Raw genomic sequence first — 22,951 nt, forward strand, 5'->3', positions numbered from 1 at the left:
TATAACTATATGAAATTTATAATTACTATTTTTTTATTTTACAGTTTTATTACAGTAAAAGCACAAACAAGTCAAGACGCAAAACCTTTTATCATTGGCGAAACAAGAATTTTAAAATCAACTATTCTCAATGAAGACCGAACTTTAAACATTTATCTTCCCGAAGGTTTTGACAAATCAAAAAGCTATCCGGTGATTTATCTTTTAGACGGTTCTGCCAATGAAGATTTTCTGCACATTGTGGGCTTGGTCCAATTTTATAAAATGCAATTCAATATGCCTGATTTTTTGGTTGTAGGAATTGCGAATATAGATAGAAAGCGCGATTTTACGTTTCATACCGATTTAGACGACTTGAAAAAAGACTATCCGACCACGGGATATTCGGGTAAATTCATGGAATTCATAGAAAAAGAATTGCAACCTTTTGTAAATAAAACCTACAAAACGACCGAAACAAAATACATCATCGGGCAATCTTTAGGCGGACTTCTGGCTTCAGAAATTTTATTAAAAAAACCATCTTTATTTACGCACTATTTAATTGTGAGTCCGAGTCTTTGGTGGGACAACGAAAGTCTTTTGAAAGAAGCTAAAAATCTTTTGGATAAACAAAAAGAGATGAATCCTTATGTTTACATTTCGGTTGGATTGCAGGAACATAAAACGATGGTAAAAGATGCTGAAGAATTTGCTGAAGTATTGAAAAAAGCAAAAAAATCCAAATTAAAAATCGATTATATGCCTTTAGAAAATGAAAACCACGCTACAATTTTACACCAAAGCATCAGCGAAGCGTTTAAAAAATTATTTCCTTTTAAAGCATAATTTGCAGAAGAAAGCCAAAGAGTTTTAATATAGAATCTTCCTTTCAAAACACAATTTAAATGTTGATATTTGCATTTGCTAAAAAAGGAAAATTAAAAACTATGGGAATGAATAAAAATACCATTTTAGGATGGGCTACTTTTATAATGATCTTGATGGGAATGTTGCTGATTGGTTTGGGCGCTTTCCGATATAATGATGTTGCCGGTTGGGGATTTGGCGCTGTAGGAATCGGATTCTTTGCTATTGCATGGGTTTTCAGTTCTTTAAAAGGGAGAGTTTGAAATATTTATAAGTTATGAATTAGGAGTTATAAGTTTTTAGGATGTCTAAAATCCAAAAATCAAACTATCTAAAAGTCTAATAGTCCAAGAAATTTAAAAAATAATCTAAAAGTCTAAAATATGTCTGACGATAAGAAAGTAATTTTTTCAATGCAGAAATTGAGTAAAACCTACTCAAGCAGTGATAAACAAGTATTAAAAAATATTTACCTGAGCTTTTTCTACGGAGCAAAAATTGGTATTTTGGGTCTTAACGGCTCTGGAAAGTCTTCCTTATTAAAAATCATCGCCGGTGTGGACAAAAACTACCAAGGTGATGTGGTTTTTGCGCCAGGATATACTGTTGGGTATTTAGAGCAAGAGCCTCAATTAGACGATACTAAAACAGTTATTGAAATCGTGCGTGAAGGAGTTGCTGAAACTATGGCCGTTTTAGAGGAATACAACCAAATTAATGACTTGTTCGGTCTGGAAGAAAACTATTCAGATCCGGATAAGATGGATAAGTTGATGGATCGCCAAGCCACTTTGCAAGATAAAATTGATGCTTTGGGCGCTTGGGAAATTGACACCAAACTTGAAATTGCAATGGATGCTTTGCGCACGCCAGAACCAGATACGCCAATTAAAAACCTTTCAGGTGGAGAGCGTCGCCGTGTGGCTTTGTGCCGTCTTTTACTGCAACAGCCTGACGTTTTGCTTTTAGATGAGCCAACGAATCACTTGGATGCAGAATCTGTACTTTGGTTAGAGCAACATTTGGCGCAATATGCAGGAACCGTAATTGCGGTAACGCACGACCGTTATTTCCTTGATAATGTGGCAGGTTGGATTCTTGAATTAGACAGAGGAGAAGGTATTCCTTGGAAAGGAAATTATTCTTCTTGGCTAGACCAAAAATCAAGCAGAATGGCTTTGGAAGAAAAAGTAGCTTCAAAGAGAAGAAAAACGTTAGAACGTGAGTTGGACTGGGTTCGCCAAGGTGCAAAAGGACGCCAGACGAAACAAAAAGCGCGTCTTCAAAACTATGACAAGCTTTTAAATGAAGATCAAAAACAACTGGATGAAAATCTGGAAATCTATATCCCGAACGGACCGCGTTTAGGAACAAATGTGATTGAAGCAAAAGGTGTTGCCAAAGGTTATGGTGATAAATTGCTTTATGAAGATTTAAATTTCACGTTGCCTCAAGCCGGAATTGTGGGGATTATTGGACCCAATGGTGCTGGTAAAACCACTATTTTCAGAATGATTATGGGCGAAGAAACTCCAGATAAAGGAGAATTTTCTATCGGAGAAACGGTAAAAATCGCTTATGTAGACCAAGCGCACTCGAATATTGATCCGAATAAATCAATTTGGGAAAACTTCTGTGATGGGCAAGAATTGATAATGATGGGAGGAAAACAAGTGAATTCTAGGGCTTATTTGTCACGTTTCAACTTCGGCGGAAGCGACCAAAACAAAAAGGTGGCCACGCTTTCGGGTGGAGAAAGAAACCGTTTGCACTTGGCAATGACTTTAAAAGAAGAAGGAAACGTATTGCTTTTAGATGAGCCAACGAATGATTTGGACATCAACACGCTTCGGGCTTTAGAAGAAGGTCTTGAAAACTTTGCGGGATGTGCTGTTGTAATTTCTCACGACAGATGGTTTTTGGACAGAATTTGTACGCATATCTTGGCTTTTGAAGGAAATTCAGAAGTTTATTTCTTTGAAGGAAGTTTCTCTGAATATGAAGAGAACAAGAAAAAACGCCTTGGCGGTGACTTGACTCCAAAGCGTATCAAGTACAAAAAATTAATAAGAAATTAATTCGTACAAAAAATCTCGGCTCAGTCCGAGATTTTTTTTTAATTTATGATGTATATTTGAATAAAATTTAATTATTCTATGCCCCAAATTAGACTAATTTCATTTATTGCTATCTTATTCTTTTTCGGCCATTTCGGGTTCTCTCAAGAGCGGACAAAAAAAGAAATAAGAAAGGAAATATATGATTACATCTGCGAGGCGGATGCTTTATTGAATGAACTCAAGTTTCAGGAATCACTTCAGATTTCTCAAAAGGCACTCAATTTAGCATATAAAAATAAGCAATACGACTATGTTGCCATGTCGTATAATACCATTGCGGGCTGTCACGAAGAACTTTTAGATGTCGAAAAAGCACTTTCTTATTATGAAAAGGCATTGGCTTATGCGAACAAAACTTCCAATGACACTATAAAAGATTGGATCCACAACAATATTGGAAACATTTATAATTTTGATTTAAAAGATTTTGACAAAGGAATTTATCACTATCAAAAGTCTTTAGCTTTTGGTAAAAAAATTCAAGATACTTCTGAAATTATATTTACGGAATTAAATTTGACGTGGGCTTATTTCAACAAAAATGAATTCAAATCAGGATTGCCTCACTTGAAATATATTGAAAAAAATCTGGTAAATCATGAGGATATAGAATCTCAAGTGATTATGAATAATCTTTTTGGAATGTATTATAGTTCTCAAAAAGATGAAAAATTAGCTGATTTTCACTTTAATAAAGCCATTCAGATTGGTCTAAAATACAATCAAGATATGGCCTTGTCAGATGTTTATGAAGAATATGCAAAACATTTGTACCAAATAAAAAATTTTAAAGAGGCGTACATAATTAAAGAAAAAAATGAAAAGCTTAAAGAAGTAATTCACAATCAAGAAAAGGTAAAAAGCGCTCAAATTGCCGGAATTCAAATTGAACTTGAGGACTCCAGAAGAGAAATTAATGAAATTGAGCTGGAAAGATATGCACAGGAAAAGACTTTAAGATATTCAAAAATCATAGTAGTTTTATTTCTGGCGGTTGTAATCGTATTATTATTACTTCTTTATACTTTTTATAAAAATAATTTATTCCGAAAAAAAGTCAATCAGCAATTAGTGGAAAGTAACGCGGAACTTAAGATTGCAAAAGACAAAGCCGAGGAATCTTCCATATTAAAAAGCCAGTTTATTTCAACAGTAACGCACGAATTGCGAACGCCACTTTATGGAGTTATTGGAATCACTGATTTGATTTTAGACGAACATCGCGAGTTAGAAAATAGTCCTCATATTAATTCGCTTAAATTTTCAGCCAAATATCTTTTGTCTTTAGTCAATGATTTATTACAAATTCACAAAATTGAAGATCGAAAAATTGTGCTTGATGAAACGCCATTAAATGTTTCAGATGAAATTGAAAAAGTGAATCAAGCGCTTCAATTTATCGCCATAAAAAATCAGAATAAAATTACGGTTGAAATTGATCCTAATATTCCGGAGTATTTAATTGGCGACCGACTTCGGCTATCTCAAATTTTAGTCAACTTGACCAGCAATGCCTTGAAATTTACCCAAAACGGTGAAATAAAATTGATTGCAAAATTAGAAAGAAAAGACAGAAATGTAAATTTTATCACATTTGAAATTTCGGATAACGGCGTTGGAATTGCCACAGAAAATCAAAATAAAATTTTTGAAAAGTTTGTTCAAATTGATCGAAAAGAAGGTGGCGATTACCAAGGTACAGGTTTGGGACTTTCTATCGTGAAAAAATTACTAGAATTGCTGGGGAGCGAAATTCATTTGGAAAGCCGGGAGAATTTTGGAACTACAATTACTTTCACAATTCCCTTTGAATACAACGAAGAAACAACTAAAAAATATATTGAAAACATTGACGTTGATACCACAAGCGCGTCCAATTATAATATTCTAGTGGTAGAAGACAATAAAATAAATCAGTTGGTTACTCGAAAAATTATTGAAAAACATAATTTTAAATGTGCCGTTGTCGATGATGGATATACCGCTTTAGAAATCTTGAAAACAGAAACTTTTGATTTGATTTTGATGGATATCAATATGCCTCTAATCAATGGTTTTGAAACAACCCGAATGATTCGAGAAAAAGGAATAACCGTTCCAATTGTGGCATTGACCGCTTTTGACAAAGATGAAATCTCTGACGAAGCAAAATTATCAGGAATGAATGATGTTTTAATCAAGCCATTTGAGCCTGTCCTCTTGTTTCAAGTGATCAGCGCTCAAATAGCCAAATCTAAATAATTTATTTTTTGAAATTTATTTCTGCATAAACGGGCAAGTGATCTGATGGATACCTGCAATCTTTTGAGTCACTTAAAGTAGCAAATTTGGTCACTTCCATTTTATTTCTGTTGATGAAAATGTAGTCAATTCGCATGGTTACGGGTTTGTTGAATTCAAAATTGTTGAATGTTCCTTTGGGTCCAAAAACAATTCCCTTGCATACTTTTTGAGCATCGTCTAACTCTTCTTTAATCAATTTTAAAGGAAGCGTTTCATGCTCTAAGTTGAAATCTCCGGTCAAAATCACAGGAAGATTGTCTTTGTTGATTTCTCTAATTTTGGCCAAAATCATTTTTGAACTTTCTGCTCTGGCAATATCACCGACGTGGTCAAAATGGGTGTTGAAAATCAGCATCTTTTTCTTAGTGGCTTTATTTTGAAACAAACCATACGTACAGACTCTCGGATACGCCGCATCCCAAGCTTTTGAGGGTGTAGAAGGCGTTTCAGACAACCAAAACGTATTTTCTTCTAACAATTTGAACTTATCTGAATTGTAAAAAATAGCGCTGTGTTCTCCTTTTGACTGGCCGTCATCACGGCCTTTTCCGATGAATTTATGCGAAGCCAAAGCAGTATCAAGATATTCCATTTGGTTGGGCAGAGCTTCTTGAACTCCCATAAAATCTGGATTGTAGAATTTTACTTGATCCGTTAGATATTCTTTTCTGTTGGACCACTGATTTTCTTTGTCGCTTGCGGTATCAAGGCGAAGATTGTAGCTCATTATTTTTAAATCTTGAGCAAAGGCAGTAATTTGGGACATAATTAAAAAGGTAAAAAATAGTTTTTTCATTGTATTTCGGTTTTGTAGATTCCATGTAAAAAGAAACCACTAATTACACTAATTTTCACGAATTGATTTGTGAGAATTGGTATAATTCGTGGCTTGTGGCAATAATGCTAAATTATTTTAATACCAGCGTTTCTTATTCTTTTTTGAAGCGTCAGATTTTCTTGAATTGTTCTCTTTGGCTTTATTTTCCTTCACTTTATTCTTATTTCTTAAATCAGGCTTGGCGTCCGGATTTCCTTCTTTCCAAGGAAATGGATGATCGTTAACCGTTTTCACGTTTACTTTGATCAAACGCTGAATGTCTTTCCAATATCCTTCTTCGTCTTTTGAACAGAAAGAAATGGCAACACCGCCGTTTCCGGCACGTCCCGTTCTTCCAATTCGATGCACATACGTTTCTGGTATGTTCGGCAGGTCAAAATTGATGATAAACGGCAATTTGTCAATATCAATTCCACGGGCGGCGATATCAGTAGCTACTAAAACGCCAACTTCTTTGCTTTTGAAAGCATCTAAGACACGTTGTCTTGCATTTTGAGATTTGTCTCCGTGAATGGCTTCGGCAGCGATACCTTGCTTTCGCAATGCTTTGACTACGTTATCAGCTCCGTGTTTTGTACGAGAAAAAACCAAGACATCAGAAATATTCTCGTTTTTGATCAAATGGTATAAAAGCTGTCTTTTGTCTTCTTTATTTACGTAATACAATCGTTGCTCGACAGTTTCTGCAGTTGAAGAAACAGGTGAAACCGATACATATTCTGGTTTGTTCAAGAAAGTTTCTGCCAATTCACGAATTGCCATCGGCATCGTAGCAGAAAACAAAAGCGTCTGCCTGTTTTTTGGCGTAAGCTTTACAATTTTCTTAACGTCATTGATGAAACCCATATCAAGCATTTGATCGGCTTCGTCTAAGACCAACGTATGCAAGTGGTCTAAATCAATAAAACCTTGCTTGTGCAAATCCAATAAACGTCCTGGAGTTGCAATCAAAATATCAACACCTTTTTGCAAAATATCAACTTGGGGCACTTGAGAAACGCCACCAAAGATAGTTAGCTGGTTTAGGTTTGTATATTTTGCATACGTCTCAAAACTTTGCCCGATTTGAACCGCCAACTCACGCGTTGGAGTTACAACAAGTGTTCTGATGACTTTGGCTTTTTTTGATGAACCGACAATGCGGTGGATATGATGAACAATCGGAATTGCGAATGCGCCTGTTTTTCCTGTACCCGTTTGGGCGCAACCCACAAGATCGGTTCCGGCTAAAACTATCGGAATAGATTTTTCTTGAATAGGTGTGGCTTCCAAATAACCGATTTCAAAAACGGCTTTCTGAATACTTTTGGAAAGTGATAAATCTTCGAATAACATAAAATGTAAATTAATTCCCTGCAATTTTCGCAAAGACTGTGCAAAGATAGTTTTTATTATTTAAAGAGAAGTTGTGCTAGAGATTGGCAGATTTCTTACTTTTAAATTTTGGGTTTAAATGATACTTATCGAAAACGCTATTGAAGTATATGCATTATTCTAATTCGTTTTTGGCTTTTATAAAATCGGTAACCAGATAACCGATTAATTTTCCGACCAGATGGCTGTTTTTTTCATCCCCTAAATCGGGTGCTCCTTCACAAATGTGCAAATAGGCAGCATTTTCGTTTTGACTGAAAAAGTGGATGAACTGGCGCAATTCTTCTACAGAAAAACCACTTAAAGTCATCGCGCTCGAAGGAATATTGGGGATGGAATCTAAGTCGATTTCAACGCCATAACAATCATTCTTAATAAAGGCGTAGGCTTTTTCCATTTCTTGCCTAAAACCTTTCTGTTTCCTGATGTTTATTTCGTCGTACGTATTGATTCTTACTCGATCTTCTATCTTTTTAATTTCATGCAGTACACTCTTTGAAGTATAGCTTTCGTGCAGTCCAAAAACAAAATATTTTTTAAGGAAACCTTCTTCAAAAGCATATGAAAAACCATTACCGCTGTGCCTTCCTTCTAAAATTCTAAAATCAGAATGTGCGTCAAAATTGATGGCATTGATCGCTTTTCCTTTGGCAAGAGCGGTTCCTTTAATATTTCCGTAGGCATTATTGTGGCCTCCGCCAATGATAATCGGAATTTTTCCGGACTTGACAATCGTGAAAATAATATGAGAAACTTCTTTATCTATTTTTTCAACCCATTTTGAAAGTTCTTTTCGTTCTTCGATTTGATTAAAATCAAGATTTTCTACCGCTTTCATTTCTTCCGAAACGTCAAGATGCCCTAAAATTAAAATCTGGCTTCCTTTGTTGAATCGATTGTGCTGAATGTTGGCAATACTTTTAATGGCACTTTCCCAAGCAGATGCCGCGCCCGGCCGTCCATGGTTGGCACGCACGCCAATATCTTCAGGAACGCCGAAGAGCACGAATTTGGCATCCGATTCCTTTAAGAAAAGGGCTATGTCAGCATCTTTTGGAATCGTTTGCATTTTTTCGCCAAACTTGACTTCCCCGCTTCTGAAATTGGTAACTTTTGCTAAGTCGTGGACTGTGAACGGAATGAGTTTTTCCATAAAATTTATTTGCATCAAAAATAATATAATTATATAAACTTACGTTAACACAATGATAAATCCCCTAAATTTATATTTAATTTGTTTTAAACCTTACCACTAACCACTATGGAAAATCAAAAAAGTAATTCAAGCCTAAAGGCGATTATCGTCGTTTTAGCAATCTTGCTCGCGGGGAGTTTAGCTTACATGTACAAAATCAGCAGTGATGCAAAAACTACTGAAACCGCTTTAGTAAAAGATAAAGATTCAGCTATGACTGAACTTATCCAGTTAAAGCAAAAATTAGATGCTGCCATTGCAGAAAACACTTCAGTTTCTGACGAATTGATAGCAGAAAGAGAAAAAGTTGTCAAATTGATGGCTGATCTTGAAAAATCAAAAGGCGATGTTGCTTCTTTGAAAAGAATTCAGTCGCAATACAATGCTTTGAATGCCAAATTTAATGCTTTAGTCAAAGAAAACGGCTTGCTGAAAGACCAGAACATGACTTTGGTTTCAAAAGTGGACAGCTTGAATATGGCTTTAGGCGAAAAAATCAGGTTCAATGACACTTTGGTGATCCAAAATGAGAACTTGGCTAAAACAGTTGAAAAAGCACAAAGGCTTGTAGTCATGAACTTGAGAACACAAGGAATCAAAGAAAAAAGTTCTGGTAGAGAAGTGGTTACGGAAAAAGCAAGAAGAGCTGACAAATTGAAAGTTTGTTTCTCAATCGCTCAAAATGAAGTAGCGCAATCTGGTGATAAATTGTATTACGTTCAAATTATCGATAGCAAAAACAATGTTTTAGGTGAGAAAAAAGTAGAGAACTTTGGCGACCAAACGTTGACGTACAGCTTCACAACAACTGTGGCTTATGAAAATAAATCGGTTGATGTTTGTGAGTCTCTGGATAACAACGGAGTTGATTTTGAAAAAGGAATGTACTTTGTGAACATTTTTGACAAAGGAACTTTGGTTTCAAAAACTAGCTTCACGCTGAAATAACAAACAAAATACCAAAAACTTAAACTGCATAAAAAAGGAGCCATTGGCTCCTTTTTTTTTAGCTCTATTGTAATAGATTTAAATCACTTTTCCTTCAATAATTACTTCATCAATTAAATTAGTTCCGAAGGCGTAAGGTAATTGGTAATAAGAAGTTATGGGTTTTGTGATAATTAAATTAGCACGCTTTCCTTTAGTGATTGAACCGTGCGTTTCAGAAATCCCCATCGCGTATGCTCCATTAATCGTCGCAGCGTTAATTACTTCTTCTGGCGTCATTTTCATCTTGATGCAAGCGGTTGCGATAACGAAATTCATGTTACCGGAAGGCGTTGTCCCAGGATTAAAATCAGAAGCCAATGCCAATGGCAAACCTGCATTCAGCATTTTTCGTGCCGGCGTGTAAGGAATGCTTATGAAATAAGAACAAGACGGCAGAGCCACGGGAATCGTTTGAGAATTTTTTAGAATTTCAATATCTTCATCAGTAACGATTTCTAGATGGTCGACTGACAGAGCATTGTGTTTTACGCACGCTTCGATTCCGTTGATGGCGGTGAATTGGTTGACGTGGATTTTTGCGGTCAAGCCGTATTTTTTTCCGGCTTCCATAATTCTTTCGGTTTCTTCAATGGAGAAATAACCGGTTTCAAGGAAAGCATCGATGTAATCTGCCAAGTTTTCTTCGGCTATTTTCGGAAGCATTTCGTTAATAATTACGTCAATGTAACCTGAATGATTTTCTTTAAATTCTGTTGGAAAAGCATGCGCTCCAAGGAACGTTGCTTTAATGGCAACCGGATAATTTTCTTTTAATTTTTTGATTACGCGAAGCATTTTCAATTCGCCTTCGACTGTCAATCCATAACCTGATTTGATTTCTACAGCGCCAGTTCCTTGTTGCATTACTTCTTCAAGACGCAATTTTGATTGGTTGTAAATTTCTTCTTCGGAAGTTTCGTTGAGTTTCTTGGCTGAATTTAAAATTCCGCCACCACGATTGGCAATTTCTTCATAAGACAATCCGTTGATTCTATCGACGAATTCTTGCACGCGATTTCCTGCGTAAACGATGTGCGTGTGGCTGTCACACCATGTAGGAAGCACGACTTTTCCGGTCGCATCGATGGTTTTATCAACGCTGATTTCAGGAAGGTTTTCCATTTTGCCGAATTCAGCGATTAAATTGTCTTCAATTAAAAGATAGGCGTTTTCGATTTTTGGAAGTAGGGCCATTTCGGTTCCTGAAACCTTGGCAATTGGCGTTTCTCTGACTTGAATTAGTTCTTTTATGTTGGTGATTAGTGTTCTCATTTTTTATTTATGAGTTAAGATTTTTTATTTATGAACTCTTAATTGTGGTTTATTTCGCGCTTTTTAAACGTTATTATTCAGAAGTTTAAAAGTAAGCCTTTTGTTTGCTTTGTAGCCCCGATTGGCGGGAGTAGCCTTTTTTTAATCCGTTTAGGGTTAAAAAAGCTACTGCAGAAAGCGGTAAAATGGACAACCGATAAATCACTAACCATTCGCTTCAAAAGGGAACCAGAATATTTTTGTAAATGTAAAATGGAATTTTAAAAACTCCTATCTTTATGACAAATTAAAGTGATTTTGAGACGAATTAAATATAAGGAAGTGAGGCGCGTACAGCCGAATTATTTTGAATATACCGGAATTTACACAACAGAACCTGTTGAAGTACAGTTGTTTGTGTATGATGATTTGGGTTATGAGGAATATAAAAATGTTTCGCTTGATCGTGTGAAAAAAGAGTTGGAAGATCCGTTGCAAAAAGAGGATGTGAAGTGGCTAAATGTTCACGGTTTGCACGATGTGAATTTGATAAAAAACGTGGGAGAGCTGATTGGCATTGATAATTTTATTGTCAGCGATGTTTTAAATGTGTCTCGGAGAACGAAAATGGACGAATTGGACGAAGTTTTGTTTTTCAGCATCAAATCGGTTTTGCAGAAGGAAGATGCTGACGTGATAAGAGTGGAACAGATTAGTTTTCTGCTGAAAGACAATTTGCTGGTTTCTTTTCAAGAAAAAAAGAGTGAATTTTTTACGCACATTCGGGAACGAATCAAGACGCACAGCGGGATTGTGAGGAAAAAGAAAAGCGATTATTTGCTGTATCTTTTGCTTGATGCAGTGATGGAAAACTTTTTTATTACGATTGAAAATTATGAAAATGGCGTGGAAAATCTGTTGATTGAGGCCAAAAATAATCATCGTTCCATCGTTTTGGAAAATATTGAGCGCGAACGTGAAAATTTGAATTTCTTGAAGCGTGCGATTGTGCCCTTGCGCGATGCTTTGTTTATTTTAAAATCGGGTAGGGAAGACGAGTTGGCTTTGATTGACAAGTCAAATTATGCGTTTTTTGAACGTTTGCATCAGAAGAGTTTGGAGATTTTAGATCAAATAGATTATGATTTGAAATCGCTTGAAAGTGCTTCAAATATATTTTTTTCGATGCAAAGCCAGCGAATGAACCAGATTATGAAAACGCTGACCATTTTCTCGGTGATTTTTATGCCGTTGACTTTTATTGTGGGCGTTTATGGAATGAATTTTGAAAATATGCCGGAATTGAAATCAGAAAACGGTTATTTTATTGTGCTTGGTGTGATGTTTTTGACGGTTATTGGAATGGTTTATTATTTTAAAAGGAAGCATTGGTTTTAAAAAAGTTTAAAGGTTTAATCTTTAAAAAGTTTACGAAGGAGTATGAAAAAATTTACTAGCGATATTTCTGGAAAAGAATATTTGGAATCAGAGCGTGTTTCGGCGAAGCTGGTTCGAAAATCTATTTTGGATTTTATTAAAGAAAAACATCCTGATTTCGAGGGCGAAAAATGCATGTCAATGAGTGAACTGCATTCTTTTCGGGAGAAATATATTGCTGAAATGCTTATTAAAGAAACGGGAGAATTGTCTTCAATGGAGCAAACTGTTCTGAGTGCCTTGAGCGATAATGCCACGATTTCCGACAAATTGGATGAAGAAATTCAGGATTTTACCTTTGGGCAAAAAGTGGCTGATAAAGTGGCTACTTTTGGCGGAAGCTGGACTTTTATCATTTCGTTTTTAAGCTTTTTATTACTTTGGATCGCAGCAAATGTTTTTATTTTGGCCAATAAAGGTTTTGATCCGTATCCGTTTATTTTGCTGAATTTGATTTTGTCCTGCGTTGCCGCATTACAAGCTCCCGTGATCATGATGAGCCAAAATCGAACAGAAGAAAGAGATCGCGATCGTGCCAAAAAAGATTATATGATTAACCTGAAATCAGAATTAGAAATCAGAATGTTGCACGAGAAAATAGATCATTTATTATTGCATCAAGAACAATCAATGGTTGAAATTCAAAAGGTACAGATGGATATGATGCAGGATATTTTAGAGAAAATGAACGAGAAAAAATAAGTTGGCAGTTTTCAGTTTTCAGTAAAAAAAGAAGGTCATAAGTTTTTTGCTTTAAGCACCAACTTATGACCTTCAAAAAATAGTATAATTATAAGTCAACTTATAATTTATGACTTATGCTTATTTCAAGCTTCCCACCATATCTTCTGGTTTTACCCAAGCATCAAAATCTTCTGGCGTAACGTATCCTAAACGAACTGATTCTTCTTTCAAAGTTGTTCCGTTTTTGTGAGCCGTTTGAGCGATTTCTGCCGCTTTGTAATATCCAATTTTTGTATTTAAAGCTGTAACCAACATCAATGAATTATCAACCAGTTCTTTGATTCTAGTATAGTTTGGTTCGATTCCTTGAGCGCAATGTTCGTCAAAAGAAACACAAGCATCACCTAACAAACGAGCCGATTGCAAGAAGTTTGCAGCCATCAAAGGCTTGAAAACATTCAATTCATAATGACCTTGGGTACCGCCAATTGTAATTGTCACGTCGTTACCCATTACCTGCGCACAAACCATTGTCAACGCTTCACATTGTGTAGGATTTACTTTTCCTGGCATGATTGAAGAACCTGGCTCATTTTCTGGAATCAAGATTTCTCCAATCCCTGAACGTGGTCCAGAAGCCATCATTCTTACGTCATTTGCAATTTTATTCAATGAAACCGCTAATTGTTTCAATGCTCCGTGTGTTTCTACGATTGCATCGTGAGCCGCTAAAGCTTCAAATTTATTAGGAGCCGTTACAAAAGGATGTCCTGTGAATTTAGCGATATATTCTGCTACTTTCACGTCATAACCTTCTGGAGTATTCAATCCCGTTCCAACGGCAGTTCCTCCTAAAGCTACTTCTGATAAATGCGCTAAAGTATTTTTTAATGCTTTTAATCCGTAGTTCAATTGTGCAACATATCCAGAAATTTCTTGACCTAAAGTCAAAGGAGTAGCATCCATTAAATGCGTTCTCCCGATTTTCACTACGTTTTTAAACGCTTCTGATTTAGCTTGAAGTGTATCTCTTAATTTTTCAACGCCAGGGATTGTTACTTCCACCACTGCTTTGTAAGCCGCAATGTGCATTCCTGTTGGGTAGGTGTCGTTTGAAGATTGCGATTTGTTTACATCGTCATTTGCTTTGATGAATTGTTCGCCTTCGCCAATTTTGTGACCCGCTAAAACCTGAGCCCTGTTCGCAACCACTTCGTTCACGTTCATGTTGCTCTGTGTTCCAGAACCGGTTTGCCAGATCACCAATGGAAATTCTGCATCTAACTTTCCGGCTAAGATTTCATCACAAACTGTTGCAATGGCATCTCTCTTCTCGATTGGCAAAACACCTAGATCGCAGTTAGCATATGCTGCTGCTTTTTTCAAATAGGCAAAACCTTCGATGATTTCTTTTGGCATTGATGCCGATGGACCAATTTTGAAGTTGTTTCTTGAACGTTCGGTTTGAGCTCCCCAGTATTTTTCTGAAGGAACTTTTACTTCACCCATCGTGTCTTTTTCAATTCTGTATTCCATTGTATGTATGTTTGTTATTTATAAAAGATGATTTTTTAAAATCATCCCAAAATTAAGGATTATAACTAGGTTTAAAAAATGATTTAAAAATTATTTTCCCTTATTTTATTGGTAAAAAGCTTTATTCCGCTTATCTTTGACAGATATTCAAAAAAATTCCGGAAAATATGTTTGAATTTCAACAGTATTTAGGTTTCTTACTTTTCTTAAGCGTTTTAACGTTAGGCTTTTGGTTAATGATTTTCTTGGTTGGCTTCGTGCAATATTGGCTTGGAGGCTCAATCATTGAGTTAATCAAAGAGAGAAGAGCAAAAAAGAAACAAGAGCAAACAGTTTAATCTGTAGTTCTTAAAAATGTAAGGGAACCAAATGGTTCCCTTTTTTTATGAGAAATAAAATATAAAAAAGGGCAATCAAATCGATTGCCCTTTTTTATTTATCCGCCATATTCTTCACCGCCATTATCTGAATCTGATCCAAGTCTTTTGGTTGTTTTTTCTCTTTCGTTTTTCGTTTTGTTAAAACGGTATGTAAACGATAATGTTATTTGTCTTTCTCTCCATTGCATTTCAGAATATGCATTTTGAGATAGTAAATTTGTTTCAGTAATTCTTTTTCTTGAATTAAAGAGGTCATTTACATTTAAGGCAATCGTTCCTTTGTCTTTTAAAACATCTTTACTGAAAGCCATATTTACACTTGCAATTCCTTTTGAACGACCTTGTGCATTGGTTTGTGGCGCATTGTATGTTGCGTTTGTTTGCCAATCAATTCCTAATGGGAAATTAACTCTTGAATTTATTCTTGTAAACCAAGAATAAGCCGTGTTGCTAAAGTCAATTAAAGTAGGAGTTCCTTCAAAGTCTAAATAAGTGTAACTTCCTTTTGTTTGATTTCTAAATAAATTGAAATTACTGTTCAATCTCCACCATTTATATGGATTGTAAGAAAGCGTAAATTCAAATCCAAAACGGTCTTCAACACCAATATTTACTGGTCTTGTTACCAATACTTCTGTGTCCACACCATTAAAAGGCAATGTCTCTGTGTTTCTAACATATTGAACTGCATCGTTAGTTCTGTTAAAATACATCGAAGTATTAAAGGTAAACTGGCTCCATTTTTTCAAAAACCCTAAATCAAATGAATCTGTCAACGAAGCATCTAAATCGGGATTACCTGTAAACAAGTTAATGTTACTTGATAAACTTGAAAATGGATTAATCGAGCGTGATCTTGGTCTTGAAATTCTTTTGCTATAACTTAATGAAGCAGAACTTGATTCGCTGAATTCATAAGCTACAAAGGCACTTGGAAAGAAATTGTTGTACTTTTTTGTATTAAAATCAGATGTTGTAAATTGATTGATTTCAATATTAGTGTCTTCCCAACGAAGTCCTACTAAATAAGAAAATTTATTAATCTTAGAACCAAAACTAGTGTAAAGTGCGTTTACATTTTCTTTATATTCTAAAGTATTTGTATACAAAGGATCATTTAACCATTGTCCGCCTTGCAAGTTTTCAACAGCATAATCAGTAAGCAATTCAGTGAAATTACCTCTGTAGCCCGCTTCAAACTGACTTCCTTTGCCAAAAGGTAAAACATAATCTGCTTGTACCATCGTGCGGTTTTGATCTTGAATATTATTAGTTCTTTGATTTCCTACAATTGGTGCTATCGATCCAACAGGTGTTTCGATATTACTGATTCCTGAGTCATCATCATCTGTACTCTTCGAAACTAAAAAGTCAACTGTCAGTTGGTGTCCTTCTTTCTCAAATTTTTTGATAAAATTAGAAGAGAAATCAATATTTATATCTTTTCTGTTTTGGGTATTAAAACGATTTGTAACTGACTGCAAATTTCTGTCAGCATCATATCTGTATTGAAAAACGTTATCCGGATTTTCACCTGTACTTCTTCTGTATCCAAAAGTATTTGTCCAAGTAATCGATTTATCTAAATACCAGTCAAAACCAAAATTACCGTTATAGCTTTTATTTAGTCTTTCATTATTTCTTGTTTCATCTAAAAAACTAGTCGTTTCACCTGTTACTTCGTCTAAATACTCTGTATTGTTCAAGAAGTTTCCAGGCCCTTTTCTATAACTATATCCTTGCGTTGTAAAAAGGTTAAAATTCTCTGTTTTATAATTCAAAGTTCCAGTAAAACCGTGGTTTGCAGGATCGCCAGTAGTAACTGTTACAGTTCCATTTATTCCCTGGTTTTTACCTTTTTTCAAAATAATATTTAAGATTCCACCGCCACCTTCAGCATCATATCTAGCAGAAGGATTGGTGATAACTTCCACTTTATCAACAGCGTCAGCCGGAAGCAATTTTAAAACATCGGCAATATTTACGCCGCCGGAAGGTCGTCCGTCAATTAAAATTCGAACGTTTTCATTGCCACGAAGGCTTACATTTCCTTCCACATCCACAGAAACAGAAGGTACATTGTCAAGAACATCGCTCACGCTCCCGCCTTTAACGATCATATCGTTTCCAACATTGTATACTTTTTTGTCTAACTTGATTTCAACAGTAGATCTTTCTGCACGAATTTCAACAGCATCCAGCATTTCTGCATCAAGATCAAGGCCTATACTGCCTAAGTTTTTACTGTCTTGAATATTTTGAGATTTTAATTCTAAAGGTTTAAAAGAAATAAATTCAAACTTAATATCATAAGTTCCAGCGTTTACTTCAATTTTAAAATCCCCGTTTTCATCTGCCAAACCGCCAGCAACGGGCACTTCAGGAGAAGCGCTATTGTGTAGCGAAACCGTGGCGTAACCAAGCGCTAAGCCAGAGGCTTTTTCAGTAATTTTTCCAGAGATAATAACTTTTTTTGATTGAGGCCGCTCTTGGGCATAACTCAAAACAGAAGCGAAAAGCAATAATAGGGGTATTGCAAATTTTAAATTTTTCATTAATTAGAAAGTTGGTTCATTGTCATTAGACAACAAAAGTAAGGCTAGGTTTAAGCGCCAATTCACAAAGGTTTGTTAAAACTTGAAAGACAATTCTTAAAGGATTTCTTTAATGTTTTCTGGTGGACGACCTAGTGCCGCTTTGTCTCCATTGATGACAATAGGCCTTTCAATTAAAATGGGATTTTGAACCATTGCCCTAACAATCTCATCATCAGACAATACCTTGCTTTTAAAATTTTCAATCCAAATTTTTTCTTTTTGGCGGACCAAATCAATAGGCTTTATTTTTAGCTTATTAATAATCGATTTTAACTCTTCTTCAATCGGAACGTCTTTCAAATAGTTGACCACTTCAAAATCTTTTCCAGAATTTTCAAGTAGCTGTAAGCCTTCACGAGATTTTCCGCAACGCGGATTGTGGAATATTTTTATCATTTTATATCTTATTGATTTGCAAAGAAATGAAATGCTTTTCATAAAAAGGCATAAAATGTCGTAACTATTGAATATCTTAGAAGTCAAATATATCAAAAACAAAAAAAGAATTAAATGTTTATAGAACAAGGATTTAAACCAAATGACAATCGCTTTTGGAAATATATTGTAGGTTCGATAGCGGTAATTGGGGCCTCAGTTATTGGGCAAATACCATTTGGAATTGCAATTGCGGTTAAAGCGGCAATGAATAATATGCCGATGCCAACGGGTACTGAAATGATGACAATTTTAGAATCAAATTTGACTTTGTTTTTAATGCTCATCTCTTTTCCGGTAGCGCTATTAGGCTTGTATCTTATTGTAAAATTTTTTCACAGACAATCTTTTCTACAGATTACCACGTCGAGAAACAAGATCGATTGGAGCAGGGTTTTCTTCGCCTTCGGAATTTGGGCTGTGATTTCAATTGCAAGTGTTGGAATAGATTATATTGCAAATCCAGAAAACTATGAATTGAATTTCAAGGCCGTTCCTTTTTTAATCTTGGCAGTTATAGCAATAATACTGATTCCGTTGCAAACAAGTACAGAAGAATACGTTTTTAGAGGTTATTTGATGCAAGGTTTTGGCGTTTTGGCCAAAAATAGATGGTTTCCGTTGCTAATGACTTCGGTTATTTTTGGATCAATGCACATTTTTAATCCCGAAGTTCAAAAACTAGGCAACATTATTCTGGTATATTATATCGGAACCGGTCTTTTTTTAGCAATAATCACGCTTATGGATGAAGGAATGGAACTTGCCTTAGGATTTCACGCCGCCAATAATTTGATCACAGCATTGCTTGTTACTACTGATTGGACGGTATTTCAAACGCATTCAGTGCTCAAAGATATTTCTGAACCATCAGTGGGACTTACAATATTTATCCCTGTTTTTATAGTCTTCCCAATTTTGCTATTGATTTTTGCTAAAAAGTACAAATGGACCAATTGGAAGGAAAAATTAACCGGAAGAATAATTTTTGAAGAAAAAAATTGACTAATTTAGAAAGAAAAATTTATGAATACCCCAACATACCATAATGTTCACAATCGTTTTAAGCTGAACGGATTTCAGCTCGATAAAGAGGACCTGTGCCGCATTGCCTATAGTTTTATCAAAGAAGGCGAAGCTTTTGAAAGACCGGTGGGAATGTTTATTCTCGACTGGTTTGACCAAAATGACTATATAGAAATGACAACTTCAGGAACAACCGGAGCGCCAAAAAAGATCAAGATTGAAAAACAGGCGATGGTAAATTCGGCTTTGTCTACCGGAAATTTCTTTGGCCTAGAACCTGGAAATCGCGTTTTGCATTGCCTTCCAGCGCAGTATGTGGCTGGAAAAATGATGCTTGTCCGTGGTTTTATTCTTGGTTTGGATATTGATTTTGTAGAGCCGACTTCAACACCTTTAGAAAGAAACGACCAAACTTATGATTTCGGAGCGATGGTTCCGTTGCAAGTGCAGCATTCATTGGATAAGCTTCCAAAAATTAAAAAACTGATTATTGGCGGTGCCAAGGTCAGTTCATCCTTGGCACAGGAGCTTCTTGAAATTCCGACAGAAATTTATGAAACCTACGGAATGACCGAAACGATTACGCACATTGCTGCTAAAAAAGTAGGCGAAGAAGCTTTTAAAACCTTGCCCAATGTCACTGTTTCTGAAGATGAGAGACATTGTTTGGTCATCACGGCGCCAAATATTTTACAAGAACCAATAACAACAAATGATGCTGTAAACGTTTTAAATGAAAACGAATTTATTTGGTTGGGAAGAATTGATAATGTCATCAATAGCGGTGGTGTCAAGCTTTTTCCGGAACAAATTGAAGAGAAATTATCACATAAAATTGACCGACGCTTTTTTATTGCTTCACAAGAAAGCCCTGAATTAGGAGAGAAATTAGTTTTGGCTGTTGAAGGCGATCCTTATATAATCGACGAGCATGCTTTTGGCGATTTGGTAAAATATGAAAGGCCAAAAGTCGTGCTTTTTATCCCTAAGTTTTTAGAAACTCCAACCGGAAAGGTCTTGCGTAAAGAAAGTTTAGAAAGTGTAGAATAAAAAAAGAGCGTTAGAAATAACGCTCTTTTTTGGTTTTATTTGATGTTTCCTAATAACTGTTTAATCAGAAATGTTTTTGTGAACCTCTTTTCCAATAGTTATACTTATTTCTAGTTTCTTCAAGAACTCTGAAAGTATTACAACAACATTTTTTCTAGCATTATTTAATTCTTTTGACATTTTTGGCAGGCTGTCAATCGAATTTAAAAAACCACGCATATTATCTAGTGCAAGTTCAATTTGTAATAATAATGTGTCTAATGAATTAATTGCTTCGTCTATTTCTTTTTCCTTATTTTCAAAATCTTTTATATATATCATAATTAGTTTTGAAAATGAATCTATACCTTTTTCAAAATTATCAATATATATTGGTATTTCTGGTTCAATTCTTGTCGCGAAGTCATTCATTACATTTGCTGTTCGCTCATAAAGATTTCTCTGAGTTTTTAAAGATATTGCTTGATTTCTATTTTTCGCAACTAAATTTTCAATTTCAGAGGTTTTTTTGTTCATTTCATTTCCAATCCAGTTAGTAGCTTCAGAAATTCTTACTAATGCGTGAGTAGAAATAGAAAATGATTCTTCTATAAATTCTTGATAATCAATAATTCCGAAATCCTCATCTTGAGCATTTCCAGTCATAATAATGTCATTATTTAATACGGTAGTACTTTCTGATAAATTTGTAATTGAGTTCAGATTTTGAATTCTCTTCGGAATATGAATTCTCAAAAACCTTTCAAGTTCATCCTTTAAATTAAATTCCCAATATAAAACATTTTTTTCTCCTAAACTAGATTTAAACTCTCTAACCTTTATCAGCTGTTCTGGATTTATATCAGATAAAGATAGTGGAGTAGAGTTTTTAAAATAAAGTAATATTTGAACTGAATTATTGTTATTAAGAAATCTTTGATGAGCAATATTAAATTCTTCTTCTGTTCCTGAACCATATTCTCCTGTTGGAGTTCCAAATCTCATCCATAAAAGGCCAATAAATAAGTCGTAAGTAGGAATATCATTATTTATAATATCTTGAACATTTTTTGTGCTTACAGCTGGAGCAGAATTAGTTTCCCATTTTTGTAACTCTAAAACAATATTGTTTTGACTACCAAAAGTTAAATTTAATTCATCAATAACTTGATTTATATATTCTCTTTCTTCTGATAAATCAGATGGTGAAGCCAAAAATATTTTATACTTATTAATTAATTCAGGCATACTTTTTTTTAATTGTTTATGGTAAAATTATCAATAACTTTTTTATCTAGAAAAACTAATTTCTAAACTTTTATCAATCTTATAAAAAACTTCTTATTTTCAAAAGAAACCTCTTCGCCTTTTTTAACTTTATAAGATTGCCAGTCATTTGTTCCGTTTAAACGAATTTCTTTTCCGCTATCAAATAAAACGATGGGCATTTTAAAATCTGCTACAGCTGTTTTCCATCGGTATTCCATTTTGTTTTTCTCAATTTTATATTCTAAAACCGGAATCGTCGTGTAATTCAAATATTGGTCAAAAATGGGAGTGAGGTTCATTTTTGTTTCAGCATTGAAAAAAGAAATCACGATTTGCGTATCGATAATTTTATGGCGGTAGGTTTCTGAATATTTCAAAATCATTTTCCACCATTTTTCATCGTCGTTAACAATGTGTCGCAACGTGTTTAAAATTTGCGCACCTTTGTAATACATATCGGTTGAGCCTTCATTATTCACTAAATATTGTCCAATAACTGGTCGGTCATTGGCAACTGATAACTTTTGTCCGTTTAAATAAATTTGGGCTTTTTCATAACCGTAAAGACATTCTACAAACACCGATTCTGAATACGTCGTGAACGCTTCGTGAATCCACATATCGGCAATATCTTTTGAAGTAATGCTGTTTCCAAACCATTCGTGACCCGTTTCGTGAATTGTAATGTAATCAAAAAGCAATCCGATTTCGGTTCCCGTATTGTCTCTTCCTGCATATCCTTTTCGATACTTATTTCCATAAGAAACAGCACTTTGGTGCTCCATACCTAAATAAGAAGTTTCAACTAATTTATAGCCATCTTCGACAAAAGGATACTTCCCAAATTTTGACTGAAAACAATCCATCATCGGTTTTACTTCCTCAAAATGCTTTTTGGCTTTTTCTTCATTGATGCGCAAAACATAATAGTCCAAATCCAAATCGTCATGATTGTCGTGAATTTGGACATAATCGCCAATGTTTACGGTAATATTATATGTATTGATTGGATTTTTTACTTCCCAATCCCAACGCGTGTAGCCATTTTTTAAATCTTCACTTCCTAAAAAGCGTCCGTTGGAGACGTTCATCAGGCCATTCGGAACGGCTACTTTTATAGAAGCGCCAAAATCAGGTTCATCGCTTTGCGAATCTTTCACCGGATACCACAAACTGGCGCCAGTTCCTTGAACGGCAACGCCAATCCAATGCTGGTTATTGTTGTCTTTTTTAAAGACAAAACCGCCATCCCAAGGCGCGTTTTTGGCAACTAAAGGTTTTCCTGAATAATAAAATCGAAGTTTTTTATCAGAAGTGCCTGAAGTCAATTGTTTTTCAAAATTTAAAAAGACGGCATTAAATTCTCTTTCGTATTTTACCTTTTTTCCTTCAAAAATGATGCTGTCCACCTGCATATTTTCAAACAAATCAATTTGAATTTTAGAAGTGTTTTTTACAATTTTAAATGTAATATCATTGTAACCCACAATGGTTCTCTCCTCCGGATTTATAGCAATATTTAAGTCGTAACGTTGTACGTCAAACGAAGTTCTTTCAAAAGAAAATCCGCCTTGAAGCGAATCTTTTCGAGTGAATTCTTGAGCGGAGCTAATAATTGAAACGAGTAAAAATGCAAAAGAGAAAAAGTCTTTTTTCAT

General features: G+C 35.0%; 19 protein-coding genes. 10 read left to right on the top strand and 9 right to left on the bottom strand.

The window, feature by feature from the left end; translation table 11 throughout:
* Window positions 1–9: 9 nt before the first annotated feature.
* The 4 genes from EG849_RS04020 (at window position 10) to EG849_RS04035 (ending at window position 5,210) form a co-directional block, all read left to right on the top strand.
* Window positions 10–828, top strand: coding sequence for an alpha/beta hydrolase (locus tag EG849_RS04020; protein WP_125011800.1), 819 nt, complete (start codon window positions 10–12; stop codon window positions 826–828).
* A gap of 101 nt (window positions 829–929) precedes the next feature.
* Complete coding sequence (locus EG849_RS04025) at window positions 930–1,112, top strand: CAL67264 family membrane protein (protein WP_125011890.1); 183 nt, start codon at window positions 930–932, stop codon at window positions 1,110–1,112.
* A 120-nt stretch (window positions 1,113–1,232) separates the two neighbouring features.
* A complete protein-coding gene (gene ettA, locus EG849_RS04030; protein WP_125011801.1) occupies window positions 1,233–2,927 on the top strand; it encodes an energy-dependent translational throttle protein EttA in 1,695 nt (564 codons plus the stop codon).
* Between the two features lie 78 nt (window positions 2,928–3,005).
* Window positions 3,006–5,210, top strand: a complete 2,205-nt coding sequence (locus EG849_RS04035; RefSeq protein ID WP_125011802.1) for a response regulator — start codon at window positions 3,006–3,008, stop codon at window positions 5,208–5,210.
* Window position 5,211: 1 nt separating this feature from the next.
* On the opposite strand, the gene EG849_RS04040 is transcribed toward EG849_RS04035, so the two are convergent.
* The 3 genes from EG849_RS04040 to EG849_RS04050 all read right to left on the bottom strand — a co-directional run bounded on the left by EG849_RS04040 (window position 5,212) and on the right by EG849_RS04050 (window position 8,617).
* Window positions 5,212–6,048 (bottom strand): endonuclease/exonuclease/phosphatase family protein, encoded by an 837-nt coding sequence (locus tag EG849_RS04040; RefSeq protein WP_125011803.1) that lies wholly within the window; start codon window positions 6,046–6,048, stop codon window positions 5,212–5,214.
* A gap of 117 nt (window positions 6,049–6,165) precedes the next feature.
* On the bottom strand, window positions 6,166–7,425 hold the full coding sequence (locus tag EG849_RS04045; RefSeq protein ID WP_125011804.1) for a DEAD/DEAH box helicase: 1,260 nt from the start codon (window positions 7,423–7,425) through the stop codon (window positions 6,166–6,168).
* 154 nt (window positions 7,426–7,579) lie between these two features.
* On the bottom strand, window positions 7,580–8,617 hold the full coding sequence (locus EG849_RS04050; RefSeq protein ID WP_125011805.1) for a formimidoylglutamase: 1,038 nt from the start codon (window positions 8,615–8,617) through the stop codon (window positions 7,580–7,582).
* 108 nt (window positions 8,618–8,725) lie between these two features.
* On the opposite strand from EG849_RS04050, the gene EG849_RS04055 reads away from it, so the two are divergent.
* Complete coding sequence (locus EG849_RS04055; protein ID WP_125011806.1) at window positions 8,726–9,607, top strand: hypothetical protein; 882 nt, start codon at window positions 8,726–8,728, stop codon at window positions 9,605–9,607.
* Window positions 9,608–9,685: 78 nt separating this feature from the next.
* Here EG849_RS04055 and hutI read toward each other — a convergent pair whose 3' ends face one another.
* Entirely contained in the window at window positions 9,686–10,921 is a 1,236-nt protein-coding gene (gene hutI / locus EG849_RS04060) for an imidazolonepropionase (RefSeq protein ID WP_125011807.1), read from the bottom strand.
* Window positions 10,922–11,218: 297 nt separating this feature from the next.
* Between hutI and corA the strand changes: the two genes are divergently transcribed.
* Together corA and EG849_RS04070 are read left to right on the top strand one after the other, a co-directional pair.
* Window positions 11,219–12,298, top strand: coding sequence for a magnesium/cobalt transporter CorA (gene corA / locus EG849_RS04065; RefSeq protein ID WP_125011808.1), 1,080 nt, complete (start codon window positions 11,219–11,221; stop codon window positions 12,296–12,298).
* 42 nt (window positions 12,299–12,340) lie between these two features.
* Entirely contained in the window at window positions 12,341–13,039 is a 699-nt protein-coding gene (locus EG849_RS04070) for a DUF1003 domain-containing protein (protein ID WP_125011809.1), read from the top strand.
* Between the two features lie 120 nt (window positions 13,040–13,159).
* On the opposite strand, the gene fumC is transcribed toward EG849_RS04070, so the two are convergent.
* Complete coding sequence (gene fumC, locus EG849_RS04075; RefSeq protein WP_125011810.1) at window positions 13,160–14,557, bottom strand: class II fumarate hydratase; 1,398 nt, start codon at window positions 14,555–14,557, stop codon at window positions 13,160–13,162.
* A 167-nt stretch (window positions 14,558–14,724) separates the two neighbouring features.
* On the opposite strand from fumC, the gene EG849_RS15695 reads away from it, so the two are divergent.
* The gene (locus tag EG849_RS15695; RefSeq protein WP_199732248.1) at window positions 14,725–14,895 is read left to right on the top strand and encodes a hypothetical protein; all 171 of its coding nucleotides are present in this window, start codon (window positions 14,725–14,727) and stop codon (window positions 14,893–14,895) included.
* Window positions 14,896–14,993: 98 nt separating this feature from the next.
* Here EG849_RS15695 and EG849_RS04080 read toward each other — a convergent pair whose 3' ends face one another.
* Window positions 14,994–17,492 carry a TonB-dependent receptor domain-containing protein gene (locus EG849_RS04080; RefSeq protein WP_125011811.1) on the bottom strand — a complete coding sequence of 833 codons (2,499 nt, stop codon included), beginning with the start codon at window positions 17,490–17,492 and terminating at the stop codon, window positions 14,994–14,996.
* 96 nt (window positions 17,493–17,588) lie between these two features.
* Window positions 17,589–17,930: an arsenate reductase (glutaredoxin) gene (gene arsC, locus EG849_RS04085; RefSeq protein WP_125011812.1), complete on the bottom strand. Its 342-nt coding sequence runs from the start codon at window positions 17,928–17,930 to the stop codon at window positions 17,589–17,591.
* Window positions 17,931–18,044: 114 nt separating this feature from the next.
* Between arsC and EG849_RS04090 the strand changes: the two genes are divergently transcribed.
* Window positions 18,045–18,974 (top strand): CPBP family intramembrane glutamic endopeptidase, encoded by a 930-nt coding sequence (locus EG849_RS04090; RefSeq protein WP_125011813.1) that lies wholly within the window; start codon window positions 18,045–18,047, stop codon window positions 18,972–18,974.
* 21 nt (window positions 18,975–18,995) lie between these two features.
* Window positions 18,996–20,045 carry an AMP-binding protein gene (locus tag EG849_RS04095; RefSeq protein ID WP_125011814.1) on the top strand — a complete coding sequence of 350 codons (1,050 nt, stop codon included), beginning with the start codon at window positions 18,996–18,998 and terminating at the stop codon, window positions 20,043–20,045.
* 60 nt (window positions 20,046–20,105) lie between these two features.
* Here EG849_RS04095 and EG849_RS04100 read toward each other — a convergent pair whose 3' ends face one another.
* A complete protein-coding gene (locus EG849_RS04100) occupies window positions 20,106–21,272 on the bottom strand; it encodes a DUF4062 domain-containing protein (RefSeq protein WP_125011815.1) in 1,167 nt (388 codons plus the stop codon).
* 62 nt (window positions 21,273–21,334) lie between these two features.
* Window positions 21,335–22,951: a M1 family metallopeptidase gene (locus EG849_RS04105; protein ID WP_125011816.1), complete on the bottom strand. Its 1,617-nt coding sequence runs from the start codon at window positions 22,949–22,951 to the stop codon at window positions 21,335–21,337.

Source organism: Flavobacterium macacae (assembly GCF_003865365.1).
In the GTDB taxonomy this organism is placed as follows: domain Bacteria; phylum Bacteroidota; class Bacteroidia; order Flavobacteriales; family Flavobacteriaceae; genus Flavobacterium; species Flavobacterium macacae.